At 66.8% G+C, this 23,675-nt stretch carries 17 protein-coding genes; 14 read left to right on the forward strand and 3 right to left on the reverse strand.

Going from position 1 to position 23,675, the window contains the following annotated elements; genetic code table 11:
- Positions 1–410 precede the first annotated feature (410 nt).
- The 6 genes from aspS to Q4A20_RS09545 all read left to right on the forward strand — a co-directional run bounded on the left by aspS (position 411) and on the right by Q4A20_RS09545 (position 8,465).
- Positions 411–2,186 carry an aspartate--tRNA ligase gene (gene aspS / locus Q4A20_RS09520; RefSeq protein ID WP_303122512.1) on the forward strand — a complete coding sequence of 592 codons (1,776 nt, stop codon included), beginning with the start codon at positions 411–413 and terminating at the stop codon, positions 2,184–2,186.
- A gap of 146 nt (positions 2,187–2,332) precedes the next feature.
- Positions 2,333–3,946, forward strand: coding sequence for an ABC transporter substrate-binding protein (locus Q4A20_RS09525; RefSeq protein WP_303122513.1), 1,614 nt, complete (start codon positions 2,333–2,335; stop codon positions 3,944–3,946).
- A 75-nt stretch (positions 3,947–4,021) separates the two neighbouring features.
- Positions 4,022–4,948 (forward strand): ABC transporter permease, encoded by a 927-nt coding sequence (locus Q4A20_RS09530; RefSeq protein WP_303122514.1) that lies wholly within the window; start codon positions 4,022–4,024, stop codon positions 4,946–4,948.
- On the forward strand, positions 4,941–5,912 hold the full coding sequence (locus Q4A20_RS09535; protein ID WP_303122515.1) for an ABC transporter permease: 972 nt from the start codon (positions 4,941–4,943) through the stop codon (positions 5,910–5,912). The genes Q4A20_RS09530 and Q4A20_RS09535 overlap by 8 nt, the downstream gene beginning before the upstream one ends.
- A gap of 20 nt (positions 5,913–5,932) precedes the next feature.
- Positions 5,933–7,651 (forward strand): ABC transporter ATP-binding protein, encoded by a 1,719-nt coding sequence (locus tag Q4A20_RS09540; RefSeq protein WP_303122516.1) that lies wholly within the window; start codon positions 5,933–5,935, stop codon positions 7,649–7,651.
- 292 nt (positions 7,652–7,943) lie between these two features.
- Positions 7,944–8,465 (forward strand): hypothetical protein, encoded by a 522-nt coding sequence (locus Q4A20_RS09545; RefSeq protein ID WP_303122517.1) that lies wholly within the window; start codon positions 7,944–7,946, stop codon positions 8,463–8,465.
- Here the strand turns inward: Q4A20_RS09545 and Q4A20_RS09550 are convergent.
- The gene (locus Q4A20_RS09550) at positions 8,457–10,010 is read right to left on the reverse strand and encodes a DUF6297 family protein (RefSeq protein ID WP_303122518.1); all 1,554 of its coding nucleotides are present in this window, start codon (positions 10,008–10,010) and stop codon (positions 8,457–8,459) included. The genes Q4A20_RS09545 and Q4A20_RS09550 overlap by 9 nt on opposite strands.
- A complete protein-coding gene (locus tag Q4A20_RS09555; protein ID WP_303122519.1) occupies positions 10,007–10,720 on the reverse strand; it encodes an ATP-binding cassette domain-containing protein in 714 nt (237 codons plus the stop codon). The genes Q4A20_RS09550 and Q4A20_RS09555 overlap by 4 nt, the downstream gene beginning before the upstream one ends.
- Positions 10,721–11,092: 372 nt before the next feature.
- On the opposite strand from Q4A20_RS09555, the gene Q4A20_RS09560 reads away from it, so the two are divergent.
- The 4 genes from Q4A20_RS09560 to Q4A20_RS09575 all read left to right on the forward strand — a co-directional run bounded on the left by Q4A20_RS09560 (position 11,093) and on the right by Q4A20_RS09575 (position 15,189).
- Positions 11,093–12,376 (forward strand): MFS transporter, encoded by a 1,284-nt coding sequence (locus Q4A20_RS09560; protein ID WP_303122520.1) that lies wholly within the window; start codon positions 11,093–11,095, stop codon positions 12,374–12,376.
- 78 nt (positions 12,377–12,454) lie between these two features.
- Positions 12,455–13,489, forward strand: a complete 1,035-nt coding sequence (locus tag Q4A20_RS09565) for an NAD(P)-dependent alcohol dehydrogenase (protein ID WP_303122521.1) — start codon at positions 12,455–12,457, stop codon at positions 13,487–13,489.
- A 30-nt stretch (positions 13,490–13,519) separates the two neighbouring features.
- Positions 13,520–14,500, forward strand: a complete 981-nt coding sequence (locus Q4A20_RS09570; RefSeq protein ID WP_303122522.1) for an AraC family transcriptional regulator — start codon at positions 13,520–13,522, stop codon at positions 14,498–14,500.
- A gap of 71 nt (positions 14,501–14,571) precedes the next feature.
- Complete coding sequence (locus tag Q4A20_RS09575) at positions 14,572–15,189, forward strand: L-threonylcarbamoyladenylate synthase (protein WP_303122523.1); 618 nt, start codon at positions 14,572–14,574, stop codon at positions 15,187–15,189.
- Here Q4A20_RS09575 and Q4A20_RS09580 read toward each other — a convergent pair.
- The gene (locus tag Q4A20_RS09580; RefSeq protein ID WP_303122524.1) at positions 15,186–17,582 is read right to left on the reverse strand and encodes an MMPL family transporter; all 2,397 of its coding nucleotides are present in this window, start codon (positions 17,580–17,582) and stop codon (positions 15,186–15,188) included. The two genes, Q4A20_RS09575 and Q4A20_RS09580, sit on opposite strands and share 4 nt — an antisense overlap.
- Before the next feature lie 81 nt (positions 17,583–17,663).
- On the opposite strand from Q4A20_RS09580, the gene Q4A20_RS09585 reads away from it, so the two are divergent.
- The 4 genes from Q4A20_RS09585 (at position 17,664) to alaS (ending at position 23,656) form a co-directional block, all read left to right on the forward strand.
- Complete coding sequence (locus tag Q4A20_RS09585) at positions 17,664–19,064, forward strand: replication-associated recombination protein A (RefSeq protein WP_303122525.1); 1,401 nt, start codon at positions 17,664–17,666, stop codon at positions 19,062–19,064.
- Positions 19,065–19,099: 35 nt separating this feature from the next.
- Complete coding sequence (locus tag Q4A20_RS09590) at positions 19,100–19,975, forward strand: sulfite exporter TauE/SafE family protein (protein ID WP_368502464.1); 876 nt, start codon at positions 19,100–19,102, stop codon at positions 19,973–19,975.
- Positions 19,976–20,164: 189 nt separating this feature from the next.
- Positions 20,165–20,788, forward strand: coding sequence for a 30S ribosomal protein S4 (rpsD, locus tag Q4A20_RS09595; protein ID WP_303122526.1), 624 nt, complete (start codon positions 20,165–20,167; stop codon positions 20,786–20,788).
- Positions 20,789–20,935: 147 nt separating this feature from the next.
- Complete coding sequence (alaS, locus tag Q4A20_RS09600; protein ID WP_303122527.1) at positions 20,936–23,656, forward strand: alanine--tRNA ligase; 2,721 nt, start codon at positions 20,936–20,938, stop codon at positions 23,654–23,656.
- Positions 23,657–23,675 lie beyond the last annotated feature (19 nt).

Below are 23,675 nucleotides of genomic sequence, written 5' to 3' on the forward strand. Positions count from 1 at the left end.
GGCTCGTTCCTTGAGGCGATTCGGTGAACAAACGAATCCACGCAGGAACGAGCCATCCCGGTACTCAGCCAACACACGGGCGCGTCGGCACCCCTCACCCCCCTATGAGTAACCCTCCCGGCTTACGTTGCACTCGTCGGTCAGTCTTACGGCGGCCTGATCGGTGTTTTGGTGCCGGTTCTGGCAGATCGTTCCGGCGTGCGTGGTGACCTTAAGGGGTTCTTCCGTTCTGGAGTGTGGTGGTTCCGGCCCGGCGATGAGGTCGGTGTCGGGGTGATAGGGACGTGCTTGAACCAGCGCAGGGCGTTGTCGGGCCGGCACCGGCGTAGTATCACCGCCGGTGCCCGCCCGTCTCGCGGTGCGCCCCGCAGGACGCCGGCCATGCGTCCCCAACGGAAGGAATCAGCACCGTGATGCGAACCCGCGACGCAGGCACCCTGCGCGCCGCCGACATTGGAGAAGTAGTCACACTTGCCGGATGGGTGGATCGCCGCCGCGATCATGGCGGCGTCGCCTTCATCGACCTACGTGACGCCTCCGGCATCGCTCAGGTAGTCATCCGCGAGGAGATCGCCCACGATCTGCGTGCCGAGTACGTGCTCCAGGTGACCGGTGAGGTGGCAGCCAGGCCCGAGGGCAACGCGAACCCCAATCTGCCCACTGGCGAGATCGAGGTCGTCGTCTCCGACGTGCAGATTCTTAATCCCGCCGCCGCGCTGCCCCTCCAAGTGTCCGATCATGCCGAGGACTCCGGCCAGGTGGGTGAGGAGACCCGTCTGAAGTACCGTTACCTCGATCTGCGTCGCACTCCGATGCAGCATGCCATGCGCCTGCGCTCCAAGGTTTCCCAGGCCGCGCGGCGGGTGCTCGATACTCATGACTTCGTCGAGATCGAGACCCCCACCCTGACCCGCTCCACCCCGGAGGGTGCCCGCGACTTCCTGGTCCCCGCCCGGCTGGCCCCCGGCTCCTGGTACGCCCTGCCGCAGAGCCCGCAGCTGTTCAAGCAGTTACTTATGGTCGCTGGTATGGAGCGCTACTACCAGATTGCCCGCTGTTACCGGGACGAGGACTTCCGCGCCGACCGCCAGCCTGAGTTCACTCAACTGGACGTTGAGATGAGCTTCGTGGACCAGGAGGATGTGATCGAGGTAGCCGAGGACGTGCTCAGGGAGGTTTGGGCGCTCATCGACTACGACCTGCCCACCCCGATCCCGCGCATGACTTACCACGACGCCATGGAGCGCTACGGCACCGACAAGCCGGATCTGCGCTTCGGTGTTGAGTTGGTGGATCTGACCGATTTCTTCAAGGACACCAGCTTCCGCGTCTTCCGCCAGCCCTATGTGGGGGCTGTAGTGATGCCAGGCGGGGCGTCGCAGTCTCGCCGCACCTTCGACGCCTGGCAGGAGTGGGCCCGCCAACGCGGCGCCCGCGGCCTGGCCTATGTCACTGTCGACGACGACGGCGGCCTCGGCGGACCGGTCGCCAAGAACATCACCGACGCCGAGCGCGCGGGCCTGGCCGCCGCCGCAGGGGCGAGGCCGGGCGACTGCATCTTCTTCGCCGCCGGCACCGCGGAGGCCTCCCGCGCCCTGCTCGGCGCAGCCCGCCTGGAGATCGGCAAGCGCTGCGACCTGATCGACGCCGGCGCCTGGTCCTTCGTCTGGGTGGTGGATGCGCCGCTGTTCAACCCTGCCGCGGAGGCCAAGGCGGAGGGAGATGTGGCTCTGGGCGAATCCGCCTGGACTGCTGTCCACCACGCCTTCACCTCGCCCAAGCCCGAGTGCCTGGACACCTTCGACACCGATCCCGGCTCCGCACTTGCCTACGCCTACGACATCGTTTGCAACGGCAACGAGATCGGCGGTGGTTCCATACGTATCCACCGCCGTGACGTGCAGGAGCGTGTGTTCAATGTCATGGGAATCGGCCCCGAGGACGCCCAGGAGAAGTTCGGTTTCCTGCTGGACGCCTTCAAGTTCGGCGCTCCGCCGCACGGCGGTATCGCTTTCGGCTGGGACCGCATCGTCGCGCTGCTGACCCATGCCGACTCCATCCGTGACGTGATCGCCTTCCCGAAGTCCGGGGGCGGCTACGACCCACTGACGGACGCTCCGGCACCGATCACACCTGAGCAGCGCCAGGAGGCCGGTGTCGACGCCGTGCCGGAGCAGGCGGACTGACCACCTGATTCGTTTTCACGCCGACGTGTGTATTCTCAGGCGCGTGTGAATAGCCTTGGCCGTCGATGCGTCGCATCGACATCGGGACGCGTAGCCGCAGCTGGGCCCGCACACTCATTCGTACCGGTACAACCACATAGAGGATCATGAATACCGCTACTGTCATCTCTCGCCGCGCCTTCGGCATTGGAGCAGCCTCAACGGCCGTGCTGTTGTCCCTGGCAGCATGCGGTTCCAACACCACCTCCGACGACTCGGCCGCAGGCAATCCCGTGCTCGCCTACAGCACCGAGCCGCAGAACCCGCTCATCCCGTCCAACACCAACGAGGTGGGCGGCGGACGTATCGTCGATCTGCTCTTCGCCGGCCTGTTCAGCTACGACGCCGACGGCGCCGTGGTCAACGAGGTCGCTAAGGACGTCACCACCGATGACAACAAGACCTTCACCGTAACCCTCAACGAGGGCTGGACCTTCTCCGACGGCACGCCCGTCACCTCCGACTCCTTCATCAAGGCTTGGAACTACGGCGCGCTCGCGTCCAACGCCCACCTGTCCAACTACTTCTACGAGCCCATTGAAGGATTCTCCGAGGAGAAGGACTCCGAGCTGACGGGCCTGAAGAAGGTCTCCGACACGGAGTTCACCATCACCCTGACCGAGCCGCAGTCGGACTTCCCACTGCGCCTGGGCTACTCCGCCTTCTATCCGTTGCCGGAGTCCGCCTACGAGGACATGGAGGCATTCGGTCAGAAGCCGGTCGGCAACGGTCCCTACACGCTTGCCAACTGGACCCACAACGACCGTGCCGAGCTGGTTGCCAATCCCGATTACGCCGGCCCCCGCAAGGCCGCCAACGACGGTGTCACCTTCGTGTTCTACACCGACTACGACGCCGCCTACGCCGATCTCCAGTCGGACGCCGTCGACGTCCTAGACGCCATCCCGGACTCGGCTCTGGCCACCTTCAACGACGACCTGGGTGACCGGGCCGTGAACCAGCCCGGCGCCGTCGTCCAGTGCTTCTCCATCAACGTCGGCACTGAGCACTTCAAGATGGACGAGGAGGGTCGCCTGCGTCGTAAGGCCCTGTCCCTGGCCATCAACCGGAAGGAGATCTGCGACACGATCTACAATGGCACGCGCACTCCGGCCTCCGACTTCACCTCTCCGGTGATTGACGGCTGGACCGAGAACGTGGAGGGCAACGAGGTACTCGCCTACGACCCCGAGGCCGCCAAGGCGGCCTGGGCGGCCGCCGATGCGATCAGCCCCTTCGAGGGCGCGTTCACGATCGCCTACAACGCTGATGGCCCTCACCAGACCTGGGTGGATGCCGTGTGCAACTCCATTAAGAACACCCTCGGCATTGAGGCGTCCGGCAAGTCCTACCCCGCCTTCCAGGAGTTGCGCGACGACGTCACTAAGCGCGCCATCGACTCCGGTTTCCGCACCGGTTGGCAGGCAGACTATCCGTCCATGGCCAATTTCCTGGGTGCCCAGTACCGCACCAAGGCCGGCTCCAACGATGCCGATTACGCCAACGCCGAGTTCGACGGTCTGCTGGACCAGGCGGCGCAGACGACCGACGCCGACGAGGCGCTCAAGCTTCACCAGCGTGCCCAGACGCTGCTGTTCGCTGATCTGCCGGCCATTCCGCTGTGGTACCAGAACGGCTTCGGCGGGTACTCGACACTGGTCTCCGACGTCAAGTGGGGTTGGAACTCCGTGCCGCTCTACCACGCCATCACCAAGGCCTGACACTCCTGGCCGTTGGGGGCGGGCGGGTGCCGTCCGCCTCCAACGGCGTGACCGCTAGCTACAGGAGGACCCACCATGCTCCGCTATGTCGGACGCAGACTGCTGCAGATGGTCCCCGTCTTCTTCGGGGCCACTTTCCTGATCTACGCCATGGTCTTCGCCCTGCCCGGCGACCCAGTGGCCGCTTTGGGCGGGGAGCGCGCCCTGTCCGACGCCGTCGTCGCCCAGATCCGCGCCGAGTACAACCTGGATCAGCCCTTCATCGTCCAGTACCTGCTGTACATCAAGGGAATCTTCACCGGTGACTTCGGAACCACCTTCTCCCGCCAGCCCGTCGCCGAGGTAATGGCGCAGGCCTTCCCGGTCACCATCAAGCTCGCCCTGATGGCGCTGGTGCTGGAAGCCGTATTCGGGATCATCATCGGAACCCTGGCCGGATTGCGTCGAGGAGGCTTCTTCGACGCCACCGTGCTGGTCATCTCCATGACGGTGATCGCCGTGCCCACCTTCGTCATCGGTTTCGTGTTGCAGTTCTTCGTGGGCATCAAGGCAGGTTGGCTGCCGGTGACTGCGGGCAGCAATCCGGGTATCAAGGAGCTGCTCATGCCCGCCCTTGTGCTCGCCGCCGTCTCCTTCGCCTATGTGCTGCGGCTCACCCGGACCTCCGTGGGGGAGAGTCTGGCCGCCGACTACGTGCGCACCGCCCGCGCCAAGGGCATCTCCGAGCGGCGCGTGGTCACTCATCACATCCTGCGCAACTCGCTGATTCCGGTAGTGACCTTCCTGGGGGCCGACCTGGGAGCGCTGATGGGTGGGGCCATTGTCACCGAGGGAATCTTCAACATCCACGGCGTCGGCGGCACCCTGTATCGGGCAATCCTTCAAGGCCAGAGTACGACGGTAGTGTCCTTCACCACCGTACTCGTGCTCGTTTTCATCATCTCCAACCTGCTCGTGGACCTGCTCTACGCCGCCCTCGATCCGAGGATCCGCTATGCCTGACACTCTTAAACCCGGCGGTGGGCTCACCGCCACTCGCCCCGGCCAGGAGCGCTTCGTCTCCGACATCGATGAGACTGGCCTGGGTGCGGTAGACGCCGTGGCCGATGAGTCCGCGCCAGCCTCAATGTGGGGCGAGGCCTGGAAGCGGCTGCGTCGCCGTGCCCTTTTCTGGGCCGCCGCGCTGCTGATCCTGGCCGCCGTGGCCCTCGCGGTGGCGCCGGGCCTGTTCACCAACACCGACCCCCGCTTCTGTGAATTGAGCAACTCCTTAGCACCGGCGCGATCCGGCCATCCCTTCGGTTTCGACAAGCAGGGCTGCGACATCTACGCCCGCACCATTTACGGTGCGCGCGCCTCCGTGAGCGTCGGGGTGTTGACCACCCTGCTGGTGGTGGCCGTAGGCTCCATGATCGGTGCCATTGCGGGCTACTTCGGCGGGTGGTTCGACGCCCTGCTGTCGCGGGTCACCGATATCTTCTTCGCCGTTCCCTTCATGCTCGCCGCCATCGTGGTGATGAGTATGTTCAAGACACATCGCTCCGTGTTCACGGTGGTGCTGGTTCTGGGCATCTTCGGCTGGCCGCAGATAGCCCGCATTACCCGTGGGGCAGTCATGTCCGTCAAGAATGACGAGTTCGTCACCGCCTCGACGGCGTTGGGCGCCGGAAGATGGGCAACCATGTTCCGCCATATCCTGCCCAATGCGGCGGCGCCGATCATCGTCACGGCCACGGTTTCGCTCGGCTCCTACATCGTCACCGAGGCGACCATGTCCTTCCTGGGGATCGGTCTGCCCGCCACGATCGTCTCCTGGGGAGCGGACATCTCCGCGGCCCAGTCCTCACTGCGTAGCGCCCCCGGCATCCTGTTCTACCCGGCCGGTGCCCTGGCCCTGACGGTACTCGGTTTCATCATGATGGGTGACGTCGTGCGCGACGCCCTCGACCCCAAGACCCGCAAATGAGCAAGGCGAATGTGAATACCATGACAGGAACCAACGCTGCGGCCAGGCGCCCGGATCCGGACCGGCCGCTGCTGGAGATCCGTGACCTTCAAGTGGCCTTCCGGTCCTCAACCGGCATGGTTCCGGCAGTGCGCGAGGCCAGCCTGACCGTTTACCCGGGCCAGTCCGTGGCCATCGTGGGGGAGTCCGGTTCCGGCAAGTCAACCACCGCCCACGCCGTCATCGGACTGCTGCCCGGGACCGGTCGCGTCACTGGCGGGAAGATCCTGTTTGAGGGACACGATCTGACGCGTGCCTCCACCAAGGAGATGACCGCGTTGCGGGGGGCGCGCATCGGCCTGGTGCCACAGGATCCGATGAGTAATCTCAATCCGGTCTGGTCCATCGGCAACCAGGTCAAGGAGGCGCTGCGCGCCAACAACGTGGTGCCGGGCGGCGAGCTGGACCGGCGGGTGACCGAGCTTCTCACCGAGGCCGGTCTACCGGACGCCGCCCGCCGCGCTAAGCAGTACCCACACGAGTTCTCCGGAGGCATGCGTCAACGGGCGCTGATCGCCATCGGTATGGCCGCTGACCCGAGCCTGCTCATCGCCGACGAGCCGACCAGTGCCCTGGATGTCACCGTGCAACGGGTCATCCTCGACCACCTGCAGACCCTGACCCGCGAGCATGGCACTGCCATGCTGCTGATCACCCATGACCTGGGGTTGGCAGCGGAGCGTGCCGAGCACCTGGTGGTCATGCATCGGGGACGCGTCGTCGAATCAGGCCCCAGTCTGGAGATTCTGCAAGATCCCCGGCACCCATACACGAAGCGGCTGGTGCGGGCGGCACCCTCGCTCGCCTCCCACCGCATCGAACAGGCTCATGCCCGCGGCGTGGAGACCACCGAGGAGGAACTGCTGGGCGCGGGCCTGGGCAGCTCGTCCACCCAGCAGGTGCTGCGGGTTGAGCACCTGACCAAGGTCTTTCCGGTGCGCGGCGCCAAGGTGAAGGCCAATACCTTCAAGGCCGTCGACGACGTCAGCTTCGGTCTGCGCAAGGGCACCACCCTGGCGCTGGTCGGTGAGTCCGGATCGGGTAAGTCGACTGTGGCCAACATCATCCTGAACCTGATCGACCCCACCAGTGGAAAAGTGTTCCACCAGGGCACCGACCTTTCCACGCTGAACCAGCAGGAGTTGTTCAGGCTGCGGCGAGTCATGCAGCCCGTGTTCCAGAACCCCTACGGCTCACTGGATCCCATGTATTCGGTGTTCTCCTCCGTGGAGGAACCACTGCGGGTGCATCGGGTGGGCACACGCAAGGAGCGCGAGCAGCGAGTCGCCGAGCTGCTGGATATGGTGGCATTGCCACGCTCCGCCATGCGCCGTTACCCGGGCGAGTTGTCGGGTGGCCAGCGCCAGCGTGTGGCCATTGCCCGCGCCTTGGCCCTGCGACCGGAGATTGTCGTCTTGGATGAGGCCGTATCCGCTCTGGACGTACTGGTGCAGGCGCAGATCCTCAAGCTGCTGTCGAGTCTGCAGGCGGAACTGGAGTTGAGTTACCTGTTTATCACCCACGACCTGGCGGTGGTGCGCCTGCTCGCCGACGACGTCGTCGTCATGGAACAGGGACGGGTTGTGGAGGCCGGGCCGAGTGACGAGCTGTTCGCCAACCCGCGTGAGGATTACACCAGGCGCCTGATTGAGGCGGTTCCCGGGGCCGGCATCGACCTCTACCGCGCCGGAAACGATTAGTTCACAAGAGAACCGGGATGTGATGTTCGTCTTATCCGTGCCGGACCGTGCCAGGGGAGCCCGGGCCGCTGCCATCGTGACCGCGTTGATCGTGGCCGGAGCCGCCGTGGGCTGTGGTCCGGCGAATCGGGACGCGGGCCCGGGCACCTCGGGTGCGGCGTCGGCTACTCCAATCTCGACGACTACCGAGGGCTCACCGGGCGCCGGGCAGTCAACTGCCGTTACGCCAGTTCCCCTGGCGCAGGAACCGCAGTCCACGGCGACGCCGCAGCCGCTCGCCGCAGATGTTTCAGTGCCGGACGAGGACGCATTCCGCAACGGCGAGGTGATCGTGCCGGACCAATGCGGATGGGAGACTGACGACGAGAGGCCGATAACCTTCGTTGATGGTTATGCCGGTCTGGAGGAGGGCACTATCCGGATGAGCGTGACGGTCAAGCAGACCGCCGTAGTGACACTGGATGGTAAGCCGTACCGGGCGGTGGATTTCTCCTGCTGGGGCGGCGGCAACCTGGTCTACGACCACATCGGCTTCTACGACGATGCTTTCGCTCCGCCCGCTCTCGATACTGCCATACAGCTGGCGGCGGGGCCCTATCAGAGCAAATCGATCACCGCGGTAGAGGGTACGCTCAAGCCGATCGAGAACGGTTTCCACCTGCAATGGATCGGAGAGTTCCTAGCCACTGATGGCGCCTGCGCAGCTTGCGCCACTGGGGGAGCAGAAGCGGACTTCGTGTGGAACGGCAGTTCCTTCAACGTTGAGAACAAGGTGACGTGGCAGGAGCGGGACAGCATCTCAGATTCATGGTGATCGACGCCCCGTCCGCAGCCCCCAGGCGACGACAATGGCGCTGACGGCGAGCTGCGCCAACAATAGTCGCGCCGTAGGGGGCACTCCCGAGGCCAGCAGCGCGGTCGGTGCCCCGGCCAGGGCGGCGGCGTCGGGTCCATTCACTACCATCGCGACCGCGCCCGGCGGCAGCGACCCGACCGGCGAGGCGATCAGTCCCAGTGAGAAATCCGGTGCGGGCCGGAACCCCGACCGCAACGCCGCACCGGCCCAACCGCAACCCGCCGCCGCCACGAGAGCGATGATGTTGCACGCCCCGGTAAGCGTCAACGGTAATGCCTGTTCACGTAGCTGGGCGAGTACCGTCAGCGCTGTCCAGAGGATCATCGCCGCCGTCGGCACCAGCAGGTGCCCGCACCTGACCAGGACGGGACCAACCGGCCAAGATGCGTCCGCCACGCCGTCGAACCAGGCACGCCGTGCCGGCTCGGCGAGAGCCAGGACCGCAACCCAGCCGCCGAAAAGATGGAAGACGGCCTGGCCGACCGAGCCGATACCGGAGGACGTCAGGGGGAACAGGGCAATGACCAGCCCCGTCAGCAGCTGCACAGGGCGACGCGGTTGGCGCCACAGCAGCAGCCAGTCCGCCTGAGCCACGGCCAACACCGGGCGCAGCCCTCGGGGCAGGCTACGCGACAGCCCGGCCAGCGGCAGGCGTGATGGGCGGGCCGGACGACGAGCCGGGGCGGACAGCAGGCGCCCGAGTGCGCGAGTGTCCAGGGAGAGCCAGGAGACCTGCGTACCCAGGTTGCGGGCGGCCACCTCCAGCAGGTGTGAATCCGGAATGTCAACCAACCGGGCCCGCAACCGGTACCACCAGACGGCGGCCGTCAGATCCGCGAACAGACCCAGCGCCGTGAACACCCCTTCTCCCGTTTGACGGGGAAAAGGTGTATCTAAGGCCCCGGCTGCGACTACCGCTGCCGCCATAGCCAGCAGTGTCAGTCTCGCACCGAGCAGGCCTGCCCCACCCACCTGTGCATGTACCAGTGCCAAGAGCAGCAGCGCCCCACCGCCGCCACCGAGCAAGACCGTCCCAGCAGCCGTCACCGCTGTGGTGCCCGCCACCACTGCGAACAGGAATCCGGCCGTGCCGCCGGCGGCGATCGCAAAGGCGATCTCTGCCCAGGCCACGGGGTCCAGCAGGCCACGCCGATCGCCGGGCATGGTGAGCCACCAGGAAGCCTCATGGGTCCGCAGGAACAGCGGGCCCAGCCGCCGCAGCGGAGACAGCGCCAGCCCCGCCAGTACCAGCGCTAGTAACAGCACCATCCAGGCCGGATCTGCAACGGCCGGTCCGGGCATGGACGTCGGGGCACGGGCACCCAACCGCGTCAGGTACGGGACGGTCATGGCCGCCAGGATTGCCGCGGAAAGCACCGTGTCATAGAGGTCGCCGAGAATCGCCCAGGGGCTGTGGGTACTAGCCGTATGGCTCCGTACCCAGCGGCGCAGTTCCCGACCCGGGGGCGGTGCTTGGGAGGAATGTCCCCAGGCCGCGGTCACAGCCGGCCCTCGGTGATGGCACGCACCCCACCGGAGACGCTGAGCAGATTGGTGTCGGCGCCTACCAGCAACACGCTCGTGGCGACCGTACGCACGAACTCCGCGTCGTGGCAGGCGAGTAGCACGGCCACTCCGGTTCTCCGCTCGGCGACCAGGCGCTGTGCCAGGGCACGACGCGTGCCATGGTCCAGGCGCTGCTCAGGCTCGTCCACAACCAGGATGCGCCGCGGTCGGGCCAACGCAGCGGCCAGAGCCAGGCGACGTCGCTGTCCCGAGGACATCTCTTCGGGCAGGGCGTCGGCCAGGTCGATGAGATCGAATTCCTCCAGCAGTTGCCTAGTGGTCCGCTCAGGATCGGGCACGGCGTGCCCGAAGCAGACCAGTGCCAGGTGCTCGGACACGGTCAGGGCGGGGAAGAAGGACTCCTCGCCCAACTCGCATGCCACCGCCCGGCGCTGCCGACCCGAACGCGGATCGGGGACACGTCCCAGCAGTCTTACCTCACCGTCGACGGGTGGAAGCAGGCCGAGGCAGGTGCGCAGCAGGGTGGACTTGCCGGCGCCATTGACGCCTACGAGTGCCAGTGCCTCGCCGGCCCGGAGAGCGAAGGTAGCCGGGCCACACACCGCGTGTTCGCCGTAGCCGACACTCAGGTCATGGGCGGCTAGCAGCACCTGTCCGCTCAAGGCGGGTGCGCCTGTCCCGGGCATCGTGGTCCTCCTCAGCCCTAACGGTTGTGCCCGATACTAACGGCCTTACCGCACTACGTCTCTGAAGGCGGCTACTCATGCTCCTAGCGAGAGATCAGGACGAGACCGTCCTCGGGGATCGTCAGGTTACGGGCGGTGCCCTGTTCCTTGTACCTGGTATCTGGGGTCAGGGTCCTTTGTGGGCGCCTGGCGGCCGAGTGCGGTCGTCACCGCCAGTTGGGTGCCGGGTTGGTCGGCAGGCGCGCCGCCGGGAAAGTCAAGAAAGTACTGCTGCCCGGCATCGGAGCCGGAAGACCCCCGTGCGCGCCCGGCGCGAAGCTTTAGCCAACAACCGCGGAATGAGCCGCGCGCCGACACGACGGAGTGGAACCCATGCGCCTTACACCCCCGAAGATCCTGATCCCCGGGCTCATCGCCATCGCAGTATTCATGACCGGCGACGGCTTCGAGCTGACCTTCCTGTCCAAGTACCTCGTCTCCCTGGGCTTCGCCGCCACCCAGGCGTCGACCGTCATCACTGCCTACGGACTGATGGCCGCTCTGGCCGGCTGGGCCTCCGGCGTCCTGGCCGAGACCTTCGGGGTGCGCCGCATCATGCTCATCGGCGCCGGACTGTGGATAGGTCTGCACATGCTGTTCATCGCGGTTGCGATCCCTTCGCGGATGTACCCGCTAATCCTGGCCGCATACGCCTGCCGTGGCCTGGCGTACCCACTGTTCATCTACTCCTTCGTCGTCTACATCACCCAGAAGGTCCCGGCTGCCTCTCGTGCCTCTGCGATGGGGTGGTTCTGGACCGCCTACTCCATCGGCATCGGCTGTCTCGGCTCTTGGATCCCCGCCCGCACCATCAACTTCATCGGTGAGCAGGGAACGCTCTGGTTCTCCTTGGCCTGGACGATCACCGGAGGCCTGTTATGCCTGGTATTCGTCGGCCGCGGCGAACCGCAGCCCAGACGCGGCGACCTGAGTGACACGCTGCGCCGGCTCTCGGTGGGCGTGACGATCCTCGGTACCAACCGAGAGGTGGCCCTCACCGCCATCGTGCGCGTCATCTGCAACCTTAGCCTGTACGGATTCCCCGTGATCATGCCCCTGTACCTGACTACCGGCGGTTACGGCGAGGAGTGGTTCACCATGCCGCAGTGGATGACTATCTGGGGCATCCAGTTCGCCGTCACGGTCTTCGGCAACCTCTTCTGGGGCTGGATCGGCGACCGCTACGGCTGGATGCGGCAGATGCGTTGGTACGGCTGCTGGTTCTGCGCCGCCGCCACCCTCGGCTTCTACTACGTGCCCCAGTTCCTCGGTGGCAACATGATCGCCCTCGGCGCCGCCGCCGTTCTCCTGGGGATGGGGGTCACCGCTTTCGTCCCCATGGCCGCAGTGTTCCCCGCCCTGGCCCCCGAGCACCGCGGGGCGGCCATCTCCGCCAACAACCTCGCCTCCGGCCTGACCACCTTCGTCGGCCCCGGACTGGTCACTATGCTGCTGCCGCATGTCGGCGTCGCCGGAGTGTGTTGGACCTACACCGCCCTGTACCTGGTGGGCTCCCTCATCACCGTCTTCATCCACCCAGATCAGCCCGGCTTCGACCGCAATGGGCGGCGCCTACCGGCACCCGCCAACCGACCCGTCGCGGAGGTGGACGCCTGAACCCACCTAATCGCTGACCATTCTTTATCACGCCCACCACCGCCAACCCCTCACAACCACCCACAAGGAGAAGAAACCATGAAGGCTGTAGTCCTTGACAAGCGCAACGAGATCAACGTCCGAGAGGTCCCCGGAGACCTCGTCTGCGGCCCCGGCCAGCTGCGCATCGCCCCGCACACCGTCGGTATCTGCGGCTCGGACGTCCACTATTACACGCACGGCCGCATCGGCCGCTACGTCGTTGAGGCGCCGATGATCCTCGGCCACGAGGCCTCCGGAACCGTACGGGAGGTGGGCGAGGGCGTCACCGACTTCGCCGTCGGCGACCGGGTGGCCATGGAGCCGGGCGTGCCGGACATGAGCTCGCGCGCCTCCCGCATGGGCATGTACAACGTCGACCCGGCCGTGTCCTTCTGGGCCACACCGCCGGTGGACGGCTGCCTGGTCGAGGAGGTCATCCACCCGGCGGCCTTCACCTACCATCTGCCGGACAACGTCTCCTACGGGGAGGGCGCCCTGCTGGAGCCGCTGGCGGTCGGTATGCACGCGGCCACCAAGGCCGCCATCCACCCCGGCGACGTCGCCGTCGTTTCCGGCTGTGGCACGGTCGGCATGCTCACCGCCGCCGCGGCGCTCGCCGGCGGTGCCTCCACCGCCATCGTCTCCGACGTGTCCCCGGTCAAGCTGGAGATCGCCTCCCAGATCCCCGGCGTGGTCACCGTGGACCTGCGCGATCAACGCCTACTGGACGTCGTCAGCGACCGCACCGGCGGTTGGGGCGCAGACGTGGTCTTCGAGGCGTCCGGGCACCCGTCGGCCTACGAGGACCTGTGGAAGCTGGGCGCCCCCGGCAACCGCACCGTACTGGTAGGAATTCCCGTCGACCCGATCGCCGTGGACGTCACCGAGGTGCAGGCGCGTGAGACCCGTATCGAGACGGTATTCCGCTATGCCAATGTCTACCAGCGCGCCATCGACCTGGTGGCGGCCGGCAAGATAGACCTCAAGCCCTTCATCACCGAGACCTTCCCGATGGAACGTGCCAAGGAGGTCTTCGACCGGGTGGCCGAGGGACGCCCGGGCGACGTCAAGCTGCAGATCACGGTCGGCTGAGCGGAGCCGCAGCGCGACAAGGACGCAGGCATGATCAAGAACCTGTGGGCTGTTGCGGGCAATGGACACAACTACGGCGTGTCCTCCCCAGCAGCCCACCGGCCTTCCGAAGCACCCGGTCCATCTGGCGGCACCCCGCCGCTCTCAGCGGATATCGGTGACCTTGAGGTCATCGTTCCCGACATCGGCTCCTCGGTACGGTGGTGGAGCCACGGATATCCCAATGCTCTGGCACGTTGGCACCATCACCCCGAGATCGAGTTTCACCTGATCCGATCGGGTTCCGGACATATGTTGGCGGGCGACCATGCCGTCGATTTCAGCGCCGGACAGCTCACCCTGATGGGGCGCCACCTGCCCCACAATTGGCTATCCGATCTCGCCCCCGGGGAAGAATTGCCCGAACGTGATGTGCTGTGCCAAGTTCTGCCCGAACGCTTCTCGGCGGCGGCCGACCAGTTGCCGGAGTTGGCCGCCGTCCAAGTACTGGCCGACCGGGCGCGGCGAGGCATCGTGCTCTCGGGGACCAGCCGTTCACGGGCGGCGGAGGTGCTGGAGGGGATGGGCGAGCGCGGTGCTCTGGGTCGCCTGATCGCCCTTCTGGAACTGGTCCAGATCTTCCTGACCGCACCCGACGCGGAGGCACACCCGATTGCCACCGCCGGCTACGTACCCGGCCTCGACGATGCCACCGCCATCCGGATAAACACCGTCCTGGACTATGTGGAGACCAATTTGGCGGGAGAGATCTCCATGACGCGTGCCGCCGACCTGGTGGCGCTCAGCCCCTCCGCCTTCTCCCGCTTCTTCCACAGCACAGCTGGACTCACCTTCTCCGAGCTGGTGCGCAGACGGCGGATTGCCCGCGCCTGTCACCTGCTGCGCACCACCGACCTCCCGGTGGCGCGGGTCAGCGCATTGAGCGGGTATACCAACCTCGCCAACTTCAACCGGCGCTTCAAGTTGGAGACCCGGACCACGCCAAGTGCCTACCGGCGTGGCGACGGTTGAGTGCGCCGCTCCGCCGCTCAGGCGCAGTGTGGCGCGCGACAAGGCGGGGTGATCGGTGGAACAATGGCCTCATGTCGCGCTACATCGAGCTGCACCCCATCAATCCGCAGGCACGCCTGATCACCAAGATCGTAGACAGGCTCCGGGCGGGTGAACTCATCGCCTACCCCACTGACTCCGGCTATGCGCTGGCCTGCGCGCCCGGCAACAAGGAGGGGCTGGAGCGCATTCGCAGCATCCGGCAACTGGACTCCAAGCACAACTTCACCTTTGTGTGCGCCGACTTCGCCCAGGCCGGGCCGCTGGCCATCGTCGGAAACAATGCCTTCCGGCTGATCAAGCGCCTGACGCCGGGGCCGTGGACCTTCATCCTCAAAGGCACCAAGGAGGTGCCGCGGATGACTCTCAACCCCAAGAAGCACACACTGGGCGTACGCATCCCCGACCACGCCATCGCACAGGCGCTGGTGAAGGAGTTCGGCGCCCCCATCCTGTCCTCCACCCTCATTAGGCCCGGGCAGACCACGCCGGAGTCCAACGGCTGGGAGATCGAGGACGAACTCGGCCACCTGATCGACGTCGTCATCGAGGGGCCGGTGACCTCCACGGAGCCGACCACGGTCATCGATCTGACGGAGGACATCCCCGAGGTCGCCCGCGAGGGGGCGGGTGACATCAGCCTGCTTTAGTCGACCCGGTCGACGACGGCTCGGCGGCGGTCGGGGGTCTGCGTAGCGGGCTCCGACCGCCGCACTTGCTCCGGCACGGACGCTTCGGGGCGTAAAGCGGCGGCTTGGAGGCCATAACGCTCGTAGAGTCGTAACAGGGGTTCCGGCGCCCACCAGTTCCAATCGCCGAGCAGAGTCATGATAGCGGGCACCAGCAGCATCCGCACCAGAGTGGCATCGAGGGCCACCACGATCGCCAAAGCCAACCCGATCTCCTTGACGATCAGCAACTCACCGTTTACGAAGCCCAGGAATACGACCACCATGATCAGCGCGGCGAAAGTGACAATCCGCCCCGAACGCTGCAATCCCTTGGCCACGGCGGTGTCCGTGTCCGCTCCGGCGTCCCGGTACTCCCTTATACGTCCCAGCAGAAAGACCTCGTAGTCCATGGCCAATCCGAAGCCGACGCCGAGTGCCGTGACCACCACATAGGCCTCCACTCCGCCGATGGGCGCGAAGCCGAGCAGCCCGGCCAGATGGCCCTCTTGGAACACCCAGGTAAGCACTCCCAGTGAGGCCGCCAGCGACAGCAGCGTGATCATCAGTGCCTTCAACGGCAACAACAGGGAGCCGGTCATGAGGAACAGTAACGCAAAGGTCGCCAACACAATGAAGCCTCCCAGCCATGGCAGAGCGGCGAGCATCGACTCGCGGACATCGAGTTGGCTGGCGGCCTGCCCCAGCACCCACATGTCGGCCGGCGCAGGCAGCGCCCGGATGGAGGCGACCGTCTGCTCCGCGGCGAGGGAGGACGGAGCGTCGGTCATGTCGAAGTATGCGACCGTGTAGTTGCCGGCAGTGGCGACTCGGGGGATCCCAGCGACACCGTCCAGCCCTTCGGAGACCTCTTGGTTCAAGAACTCGGTGACCCGGTCACCCGTGGCGGCGATGATCACGGTGGCATCCTGTTGGGCGTCCGGGTACTGCTCATTGAGGATGGTGAGGTAGGCGCGTTGGTCGGAGTCTGCCGGAAGCAGCTCCGTGGTGGATGTGAGCAGGTGCAGGTGGCGTGCCGGAGACGCCAGAACCACCAGCGCCACCACACAGGCCACCAGAACCACCCAGGCCATGTTCTGGACCTGCCGCGCAATCCACCTGAACACGCCCCTGTCGTCGGCCACGTCTCCCAGCCGACGCTGCAGGCCCGCGAGCACGGGGATGCGTTGCAGCAGCGGCGGTCGCAGCATGCGCCGCCCCAGCAGCACCAGCACCGCGGGCACCAGGGTGAGCGCCGCCGCCACCGCAATCAGGCATGCAGCCAGGCAGGCAATGCCGACGGAGTGCAGGATGGACGGGCCCAGCAGCACCAGGCCGAGCATGCAGGCCGCGACCGTCAACGCCGAGAACAGCACTGTACGACCGGCGGTTTCCAGCGTCGTCGTCAAGCAGGTGGTGATGAGCAGATCCCGCCGCCCGGTACGTCGACGACGCCCCACGGTCTCGGACTTCGCCGCTTCCTGGGAACGTGTCAGCTCTTCCCGGTACCGCGAGGTGATCAGCAGCCCGTAGTCGATCGCCAGGCCCAGGCTGATCACCGCGACGATGTTGATGACGAAGGCCTGCAGGTCCGCGGCGAAGCTGAGGACATACAGCACCCCCATGGTGCAGGCGATCGCGGCCAGTGCACCGATGAGCGGCATGCCGGCCGCCAGAAAACCGCCGAAGACGAGCACCATGATCAGCAGAACCAGCGGCAGACAGACCAAGCTGCCCCGAAGCAGGTCGGCTCTGACCTGGTCATTGACGGCGGCCGCCATCAGCGCATCGTCCGAGACGATACCGCGCACCGCGGGATCGACCACCGCGAGCTCCCCGGGAATCCGGGCCAGACGCGCCTCCACCTGGGCAACGATCTGGGCGACTTCGGCCGCATACGCCTCATCATCGGGGTCGGCCACCTCGTCACCGTTGGGGTTGACGGACACGAGTATGAGGAAGCCATCGAGGTCTGCGGAGGCGAGTTGTCGCGCGGCCTCCTCGGCCAGCATCCCCGGAACCACGAAGGGATCGATCACGTTGACACCCTGCTCGCCCACCAATGCGCGCAGGTCCGCGTGGGCCTCCTCGAGCGCATCTGCCACCGCCTGCTGGGTGTCGGGTTCAGAGACGTCTATGTCGGTGACCAGTAGGGTCACGGTCACGGCGTCCCCGGACAGGGTTTCGAGAATACGTTCACCCTCTGCACTGTTGGTGCCGGCTATCGATGTGCTCCCGGAAGCCGCCCGGTCGAATAGGTTCGCACCACCCACACCCGTCAAGGAGACGACTAGGAGCACACCTGCCAGGAGTGCCCACGTGCCGACGATGATCCAGGCGTCCTTGACGACGCGACGGGAGAGCCAGGCGAGCATGATCCCTAGTGTGACAGACCAGCCGGTGCTCTAACGCCCCGCCGCTCGGAAGGATGCAGAAACAGGTGTTGAATCGTGTACATGAATCAGGGGACAGACCTGTTTGAGAGCGCCGGAACGGACGACGTTGGCCTGCCCGTCGACCCCCGCGCACCACTGGCGGTGCGGATGCGGCCGCGTGCCCTGGACGAGGTGGTCGGTCAGAAGCACCTGCTTGCGCCCGGCGCACCACTGCGGCGTCTGGTGGAACCCGTATCCGGGAACACTCCGGGAGCGGGAGTGGCCAGCGTCGTCCTGTGGGGGCCGCCCGGTACCGGTAAAACCACGCTCGCCTATCTCGTCGCCCGCGGCTCCGGACGGCGCTTCGTGGAGTTGTCCGCCGTCACCGCCGGCGTGAAGGACATACGCCAGGTCGTCACCGATGCGCGCCGCCGTCTGGCCACGGGGGAGGAGACCGTCCTGTTCGTCGATGAGGTGCACCGCTTCTCCCGCTCCCAGCAGGATGCGCTGCTGCCCAGTGTCGAGAACCGGTGGGTCACACTGATGGCGGCCACCACCGAGAACCCGAGCTTCTCAGTGGTGGCCCCGCTACTGTCCCGTTCCCTATTGCTGACCCTGCATCCGCTCGATGGCGACGACGTGCGCACCCTGCTGAACCGGGCGCAGTCCGATGAACGTGGCCTGGGCGGTGCGGTCGCATTGGCCGATGACGCGTGCGAGCAGATCGTACGCATGGCCGGCTCGGATGCGCGTAAGGCCCTGACCGTGCTGGAGGCGGCGGCCGGCGCCGTGCTGGCCGCCCAAGCGGCACAGACCGTCGAGGAGGCCGCCCCGACAATAACCGTGGCGGACGTCGAACGAGCCGCGGACGTGGCCGCCGTCCGCTATGACCGGCAGGGCGACCAGCACTACGACGTAATCAGCGCCTTCATCAAGTCCATGCGCGGCTCCGACCCCGATGCGACCCTGCACTACCTTGCACGCATGCTCGCCGCCGGGGAGGATCCGCGCTACATCGCCCGGCGCATCACCATTCACGCCGCTGAGGACGTAGGGCTGGCCGAACCGAGCGTGCTGTCCACGGCCGTGGCCGCACAGCAGGCCGTCGCCCTGATCGGCATGCCGGAGGCTCAACTGGTGCTCGCCGAGGCTGCCCTGGCGGTCGCCATGGCGCCGAAGTCCAACGCGGTCGCAGCCGGCATGAGTCAGGCCACGGCGGATGTGCGTGCGGGACGAGGCGGGCAGGTGCCCGCCCACCTGCGCGATGCGCACTACGCCGGTGCCCAGCGCCTGGGCCACGGCGCCGGTTACCGCTACCCGCACGACTTCCCCCACGGCCTCGTCGCCCAGCAGTACCTGCCCGACGAGTTAGTTGGAACCGAGTACTACCGGCCCACCACCAACGGCTTCGAAGAGCAGCTCACGCGAAGGCTGGCGGCCATCCGCCGAATCACTCACGATTCGCAGGAGCGGAGCGACTGACGGCCAACGCTGGTGGCGACGATAGGCTCGGGCGTGTGAGCGCAACCTCCAATGCCAATGACTTGAGCCCCGAAGTCGAGTCCGAGGGCACATCCGCCGAGCAGCGAGTAGCCGACTCGGCACCGCCCCCGGCCGTCGCCCCCATCTCGACCCCCCGCCGTTGGCCGGCGATCGTGCTCATGGGGCTGGGCGCAGGTTTCCTGGCGGGCCTGTTCGGTGTCGGTGGGGGACTGGTGATCGTGCCGGCGCTGGTCGCATTCGCCGGCATGGACCAGCGGCGCGCATCCGCTACCTCCCTGGTCGCGATCGTGCCGACGTCGATTGTCGGTGCCGTCTCCTACGGCTTGCAGGGCCAGGTGTCACCGGCGGCGGCCGTCTTCCTGATCGTCGGCTCGTTGGCCGGCGCCCAACTGGGAGTGCGCCTGCTGCACACGCTGCCGGGACGCGTCCTGCCCTGGGTCTTCGTGGCCTTCGTGATCATCGTGATCGTCTCCCAGCAGGTAATGGTGCCGGTGCGCGATGCCGGGCTCACCCTCACCCCCGCCAGTGGCGCCGCCCTGGTGGGAGTCGGCCTGGTAGCCGGTGTGGTGTCCGGGCTCGTGGGGGTGGGCGGCGGCGCCGTGATCGTGCCCGGCAGCCAACTGGCCGTCGGCATCGGCGACCTGTTGGCCCGCGGGACCTCGTTGGTGGTCATGCTACCCACCGCCTTGTCGGGCTCCTTCACCAATGTGCGCCGCGGTGTGGCCGACCTACGGGTGGGGCTCGTTGTCGGTGCCGCCTCCGCCGCCGCGTCTCCGCTGGGCAGCGTCGCGGCCGGATTGGTGAGCCCGCGAACCGGCTCGATACTATTCAGCCTGTTCCTGGTGTACGTGATCTTCTCCACGCTGGTTCGAGCCCGACACTCCACCTGAGGGCGGATGAGGGGCGGCTCACACCGGATGCGAGCTGCGTGCATCATGCGACTCGGCTGCGCTAGAGTTTCCTGGCTGCCCGCGCCGTCTCCTGACGCGCGGGGACTCCTGGGGCCTCAGCCGTCATGGCCGGCCCCGCGCCGGGGCATCCGCTCACGGCGCGCGAACCGATCCGACAGGAAGAAGGATATGAGTTCTTCACGCTCCCGCCGCCAGGTGCGCCTCTCACGCGCCCTCGGCATTCCGCTCACCCCCAAGGCCGTCCGCTACTTCGAGAAGCGTCCCTACGGTCCGGGTGAGCACGGCCGCGCCCGCCGCCGCACCGAGTCCGACTACGCCGTCCGACTCAAGGAGAAGCAGCGCCTGCGCGCCCAGTACGGTATCCGCGAGGCCCAGCTGCAGAAGGTCTTCGAGGAGGCCCGCCGCGAGAAGGGCAGGACCGGTGAATCCCTGGTCGAACTGCTGGAGATGCGCCTGGACGCCCTCGTCCTGCGCGCCGGCTTCGCGCGCACTATCGCCCAGGCCCGCCAGAGCGTCGTGCACCGGCACATCATGGTTGACGGCAAGGTCGTCGACCGCCCCTCCTTCCGTGTCAAGCCCGGTCAGACCATTCAGGTGCGTCCCCGTTCCCAGGTGATGGTGCCCTTCCAGGTCGCCGCCGCCGGTACGCACCGCGATGTGCTGCCGCCCGTACCCGAGTACCTGAACGTAGAGCTGGAGAAGCTGCAGGCCCAACTGGTACGCCGTCCTAAGCGTGACGAGGTCCCGGTCACCTGCGACGTGCAGATGGTCGTGGAGTACTACTCGCGCTGATCCTGCGCCTGTGCCCACGCAGGGACGCCTCGGACCGCAGACCGGTTCGGGGCGTCCCCAGTGTTTCGGGGTAATGTCACCCAGGTCCTCCAACCATCGCGTGCCGCGCGCACGCCCGACCCGATACGAACAGGACGAGGCTCTCCAATGCGCACCTCAGAGATCCGCTCCCGCTGGCTCGACTACTTCGCCGCGAACGATCACGAGATCCGCCCGTCGGTGTCCCTGGTGTCTCCGGAGCCCTCCATTCTGTTCACCGTGGCCGGAATGGTTCCCTTCATTCCCTACATCCTTGGCACCGAGAAGGCGCCCTGGCCGCGCGCGGCCTCCGTGCAGAAGTGCATCCGCACCAATGACATCGACAACGTCGGACGCACCACCCGCCACGGCACGTTCTTCCAGATGAACGGCAACTTCTCCTTCGGCGACTATTTCAAGGAGGGGGCGATCGACTACGCCTGGGATCTGCTCACCGGCAGCCGTGAGGAGGGCAAGTACGGCCTGGACGGTGACAGGCTGTGGATGACCATCTGGGAGGAGGACAAGGTCTCGTACGACCACTGGACCCGGGTGGTCGGCGTGCCCGCAGAGCGGGTGCAACTGCTGCCCTTCGCGGAGATCTCCTGGTCGACTGGACAGCCCGGTCCCGCCGGTGCCTGCTGTGAGATTCATTACGACCGCGGTCCCGCTTACGGCCCCGACGGCGGGCCCGTGGCGGATGCCGCCGGAGACCGCTTCCTGGAGATCTGGAACCTGGTGTTCGACGAGTTCGTCCGCGGTGAGGGTCAGGGCCACGACTTCGAGTTGATCGGCAAGCTCGACCAAACCGCAATAGACACCGGTCTGGGCCTGGAACGTCTGGCATTCATCATGCAGGACAAGCCCAACATGTACGAGATCGACGAGGTCTACCCGGTCATCGCCGCGGCTGAGGCCATGAGCGGCAAGACCTACGGCCGCGGAGCGTCGGGCCCCGAGGCCGGGGACGCCTACCTGGACGACGTGCGCCTGCGGGTGGTGGCCGATCACGTCCGCTCCGCCCTGATGCTCATCGGTGACGGCGTGCGCCCCGGCAATGACGGCCGCGGCTACGTACTGCGCCGCCTGATTCGCCGGGCCGTGCGCTCCATGCGACTGCTCGGTGTCGGTCAGGCCGCCCTGCCCACGTTGCTGACCGCATCTAAAGACGCCATGAAGGCCTCCTACCCGGAGCTTGAGACCGGATGGGACACTATCTCCCAGGTCGCCTACGGTGAGGAGGACGCCTTCCGCCGTACCCTGGCGGCCGGAACCACCATCCTGGACACCGCCGTCGACGCCGCCAAGCGGGCAGCCGCCGCCGAGGCTCGCGGTTCCCGCCCGGTCGTTCCCGGCAAGGCCGCCTTCGAACTGCACGACACCTATGGCTTCCCCATCGACCTGACCCTGGAGATGGCCGCCGAGCAGGGGGTCGATGTCGACGAGGCCACCTTCCGCACCCTCATGGAGGAGCAGAAGGAGCGTGCACGTGCCGACGCGCGCGCCAAGAAGGCGGGACACACCGATGTGCGCGTCTTCCAGGAAATTAACAAGCAGATGGGCGGCGGCTCGGAGTTCATCGGATACACCGAATCGGCCGCCGACGCGACCGTAGCCGGGCTGCTGGTCGACGGCGTGCCGGCACCCGCCGCGACCGCCCCCGCGGAGGTAGAGGTGGTCCTGGAACGCACGCCGTTCTACGCCGAGATGGGTGGTCAGCTCGCCGACCACGGCACCATCCGCCTGGCCGACGGCGGGGTGATAGAGGTGCACGACGTGCAGGCTCCGATCCGCGGCCTGTCGGTTCACCGCGGAACACTCACCGAGGGCACGGCCGCGCTGGGGGAGCGCGCCTATGCCGAGATCGACACCGTGCGCAGGCTGGCCATTGCCCGCGCTCATACCTCGACCCACATGGTCTATGCCGGCCTGCGCCAGGTGGTATCGGCCGATGCTACCCAGGCCGGCAGTGAGAACTCACCGGCGCGGCTGCGTTTCGACTTCCACCACGGCTCGGCGCTGTCCGGCGGGCAGATGGATGACATTGAGGCCCTGGTCAACGAACGCGTTGCCGAGAACCTGGCGGTGACCACCGAGGTAATGGATCTGGAGGCGGCCCGCGCCTCGGGGGCCATCGCCCTGTTCGGGGAGAAGTACGGCAAGCAGGTGCGGGTGGTCACCATCGGTGACGACTTCGACCGGGAACTGTGTGGCGGCACCCATGTGCCCTCCACGGGACACATCGGCCGCGTCGCCCTGCTGGGCGAGGGGTCCATAGGCTCTGGGGTGCGTCGCATAGACGCTCTGGTGGCCGATTCGGCCTACGGCTTCCAGCACAAGGAGCACGCCCTGGTATCCCAGTTGGCGGCGCTGGTAGGAGGTCGCCCGGAGGAACTGCCGGGCCGTGTCGAGAATCTTATGGCCCGGCTCAAGGACGCGGAGAAGAAGTTGGCCGCCGCGGAACGGGCTGCCCTGATCGCTCGCGCCGCCGAAATTGCGGGATCGGCCACCCGCGCGGGCGGCTACCTGCTGGCGACCACCGCGCTCGGTGCGATCGGCTCCGCCGATGCGCTGCGCACGCTGGCGCTGGACGTACGCAGCCGCATGCCCGAGTCCGAGGCGGTCGTGGTCGCACTGGCGGCCGAGGTGAACGGGCGTCCGCTCATCGTCGTCGCCACCAGCCCCGCCGCCCGCAGCTGTGGCGCCCATGCCGGCACGCTCGTACGCGCCGCGGCCAAGACGCTCGGCGGGGGCGGCGGCGGTAAGGACGACGTCGCTCAGGGCGGCGGACAGGATCCCGCCGCAATCCCCGCTGCCCTGGCAGCGGTCGCCGGCGCGCTTGCCGCCTGATCCTCAGACGGCACTCCCG

Source organism: Actinomyces sp. (genome assembly GCF_030530635.1).
Classification (GTDB): domain Bacteria; phylum Actinomycetota; class Actinomycetes; order Actinomycetales; family Actinomycetaceae; genus Actinomyces.

What these genes read in the sequence shown, in the direction of transcription:
- Q4A20_RS09570 (WP_303122522.1), top strand. Translation starts at nt 13,520, where the DNA reads ATGATCAAGAACCTGTGGGCTGTTGCGGGCAATGGACACAACTACGGC.
- Q4A20_RS09540 (WP_303122516.1), top strand. Translation starts at nt 5,933, where the DNA reads ATGACAGGAACCAACGCTGCGGCCAGGCGCCCGGATCCGGACCGGCCG.
- alaS (WP_303122527.1), top strand. Translation starts at nt 20,936, where the DNA reads ATGCGCACCTCAGAGATCCGCTCCCGCTGGCTCGACTACTTCGCCGCG.
- Q4A20_RS09530 (WP_303122514.1), top strand. Translation starts at nt 4,022, where the DNA reads ATGCTCCGCTATGTCGGACGCAGACTGCTGCAGATGGTCCCCGTCTTC.
- Q4A20_RS09580 (WP_303122524.1), bottom strand. Translation starts at nt 17,582, where the DNA reads ATGCTCGCCTGGCTCTCCCGTCGCGTCGTCAAGGACGCCTGGATCATC.
- Q4A20_RS09525 (WP_303122513.1), top strand. Translation starts at nt 2,333, where the DNA reads ATGAATACCGCTACTGTCATCTCTCGCCGCGCCTTCGGCATTGGAGCA.
- Q4A20_RS09585 (WP_303122525.1), top strand. Translation starts at nt 17,664, where the DNA reads ATGAATCAGGGGACAGACCTGTTTGAGAGCGCCGGAACGGACGACGTT.
- Q4A20_RS09560 (WP_303122520.1), top strand. Translation starts at nt 11,093, where the DNA reads ATGCGCCTTACACCCCCGAAGATCCTGATCCCCGGGCTCATCGCCATC.
- Q4A20_RS09565 (WP_303122521.1), top strand. Translation starts at nt 12,455, where the DNA reads ATGAAGGCTGTAGTCCTTGACAAGCGCAACGAGATCAACGTCCGAGAG.
- Q4A20_RS09575 (WP_303122523.1), top strand. Translation starts at nt 14,572, where the DNA reads ATGTCGCGCTACATCGAGCTGCACCCCATCAATCCGCAGGCACGCCTG.
- Q4A20_RS09535 (WP_303122515.1), top strand. Translation starts at nt 4,941, where the DNA reads ATGCCTGACACTCTTAAACCCGGCGGTGGGCTCACCGCCACTCGCCCC.
- rpsD (WP_303122526.1), top strand. Translation starts at nt 20,165, where the DNA reads ATGAGTTCTTCACGCTCCCGCCGCCAGGTGCGCCTCTCACGCGCCCTC.
- Q4A20_RS09555 (WP_303122519.1), bottom strand. Translation starts at nt 10,720, where the DNA reads ATGCCCGGGACAGGCGCACCCGCCTTGAGCGGACAGGTGCTGCTAGCC.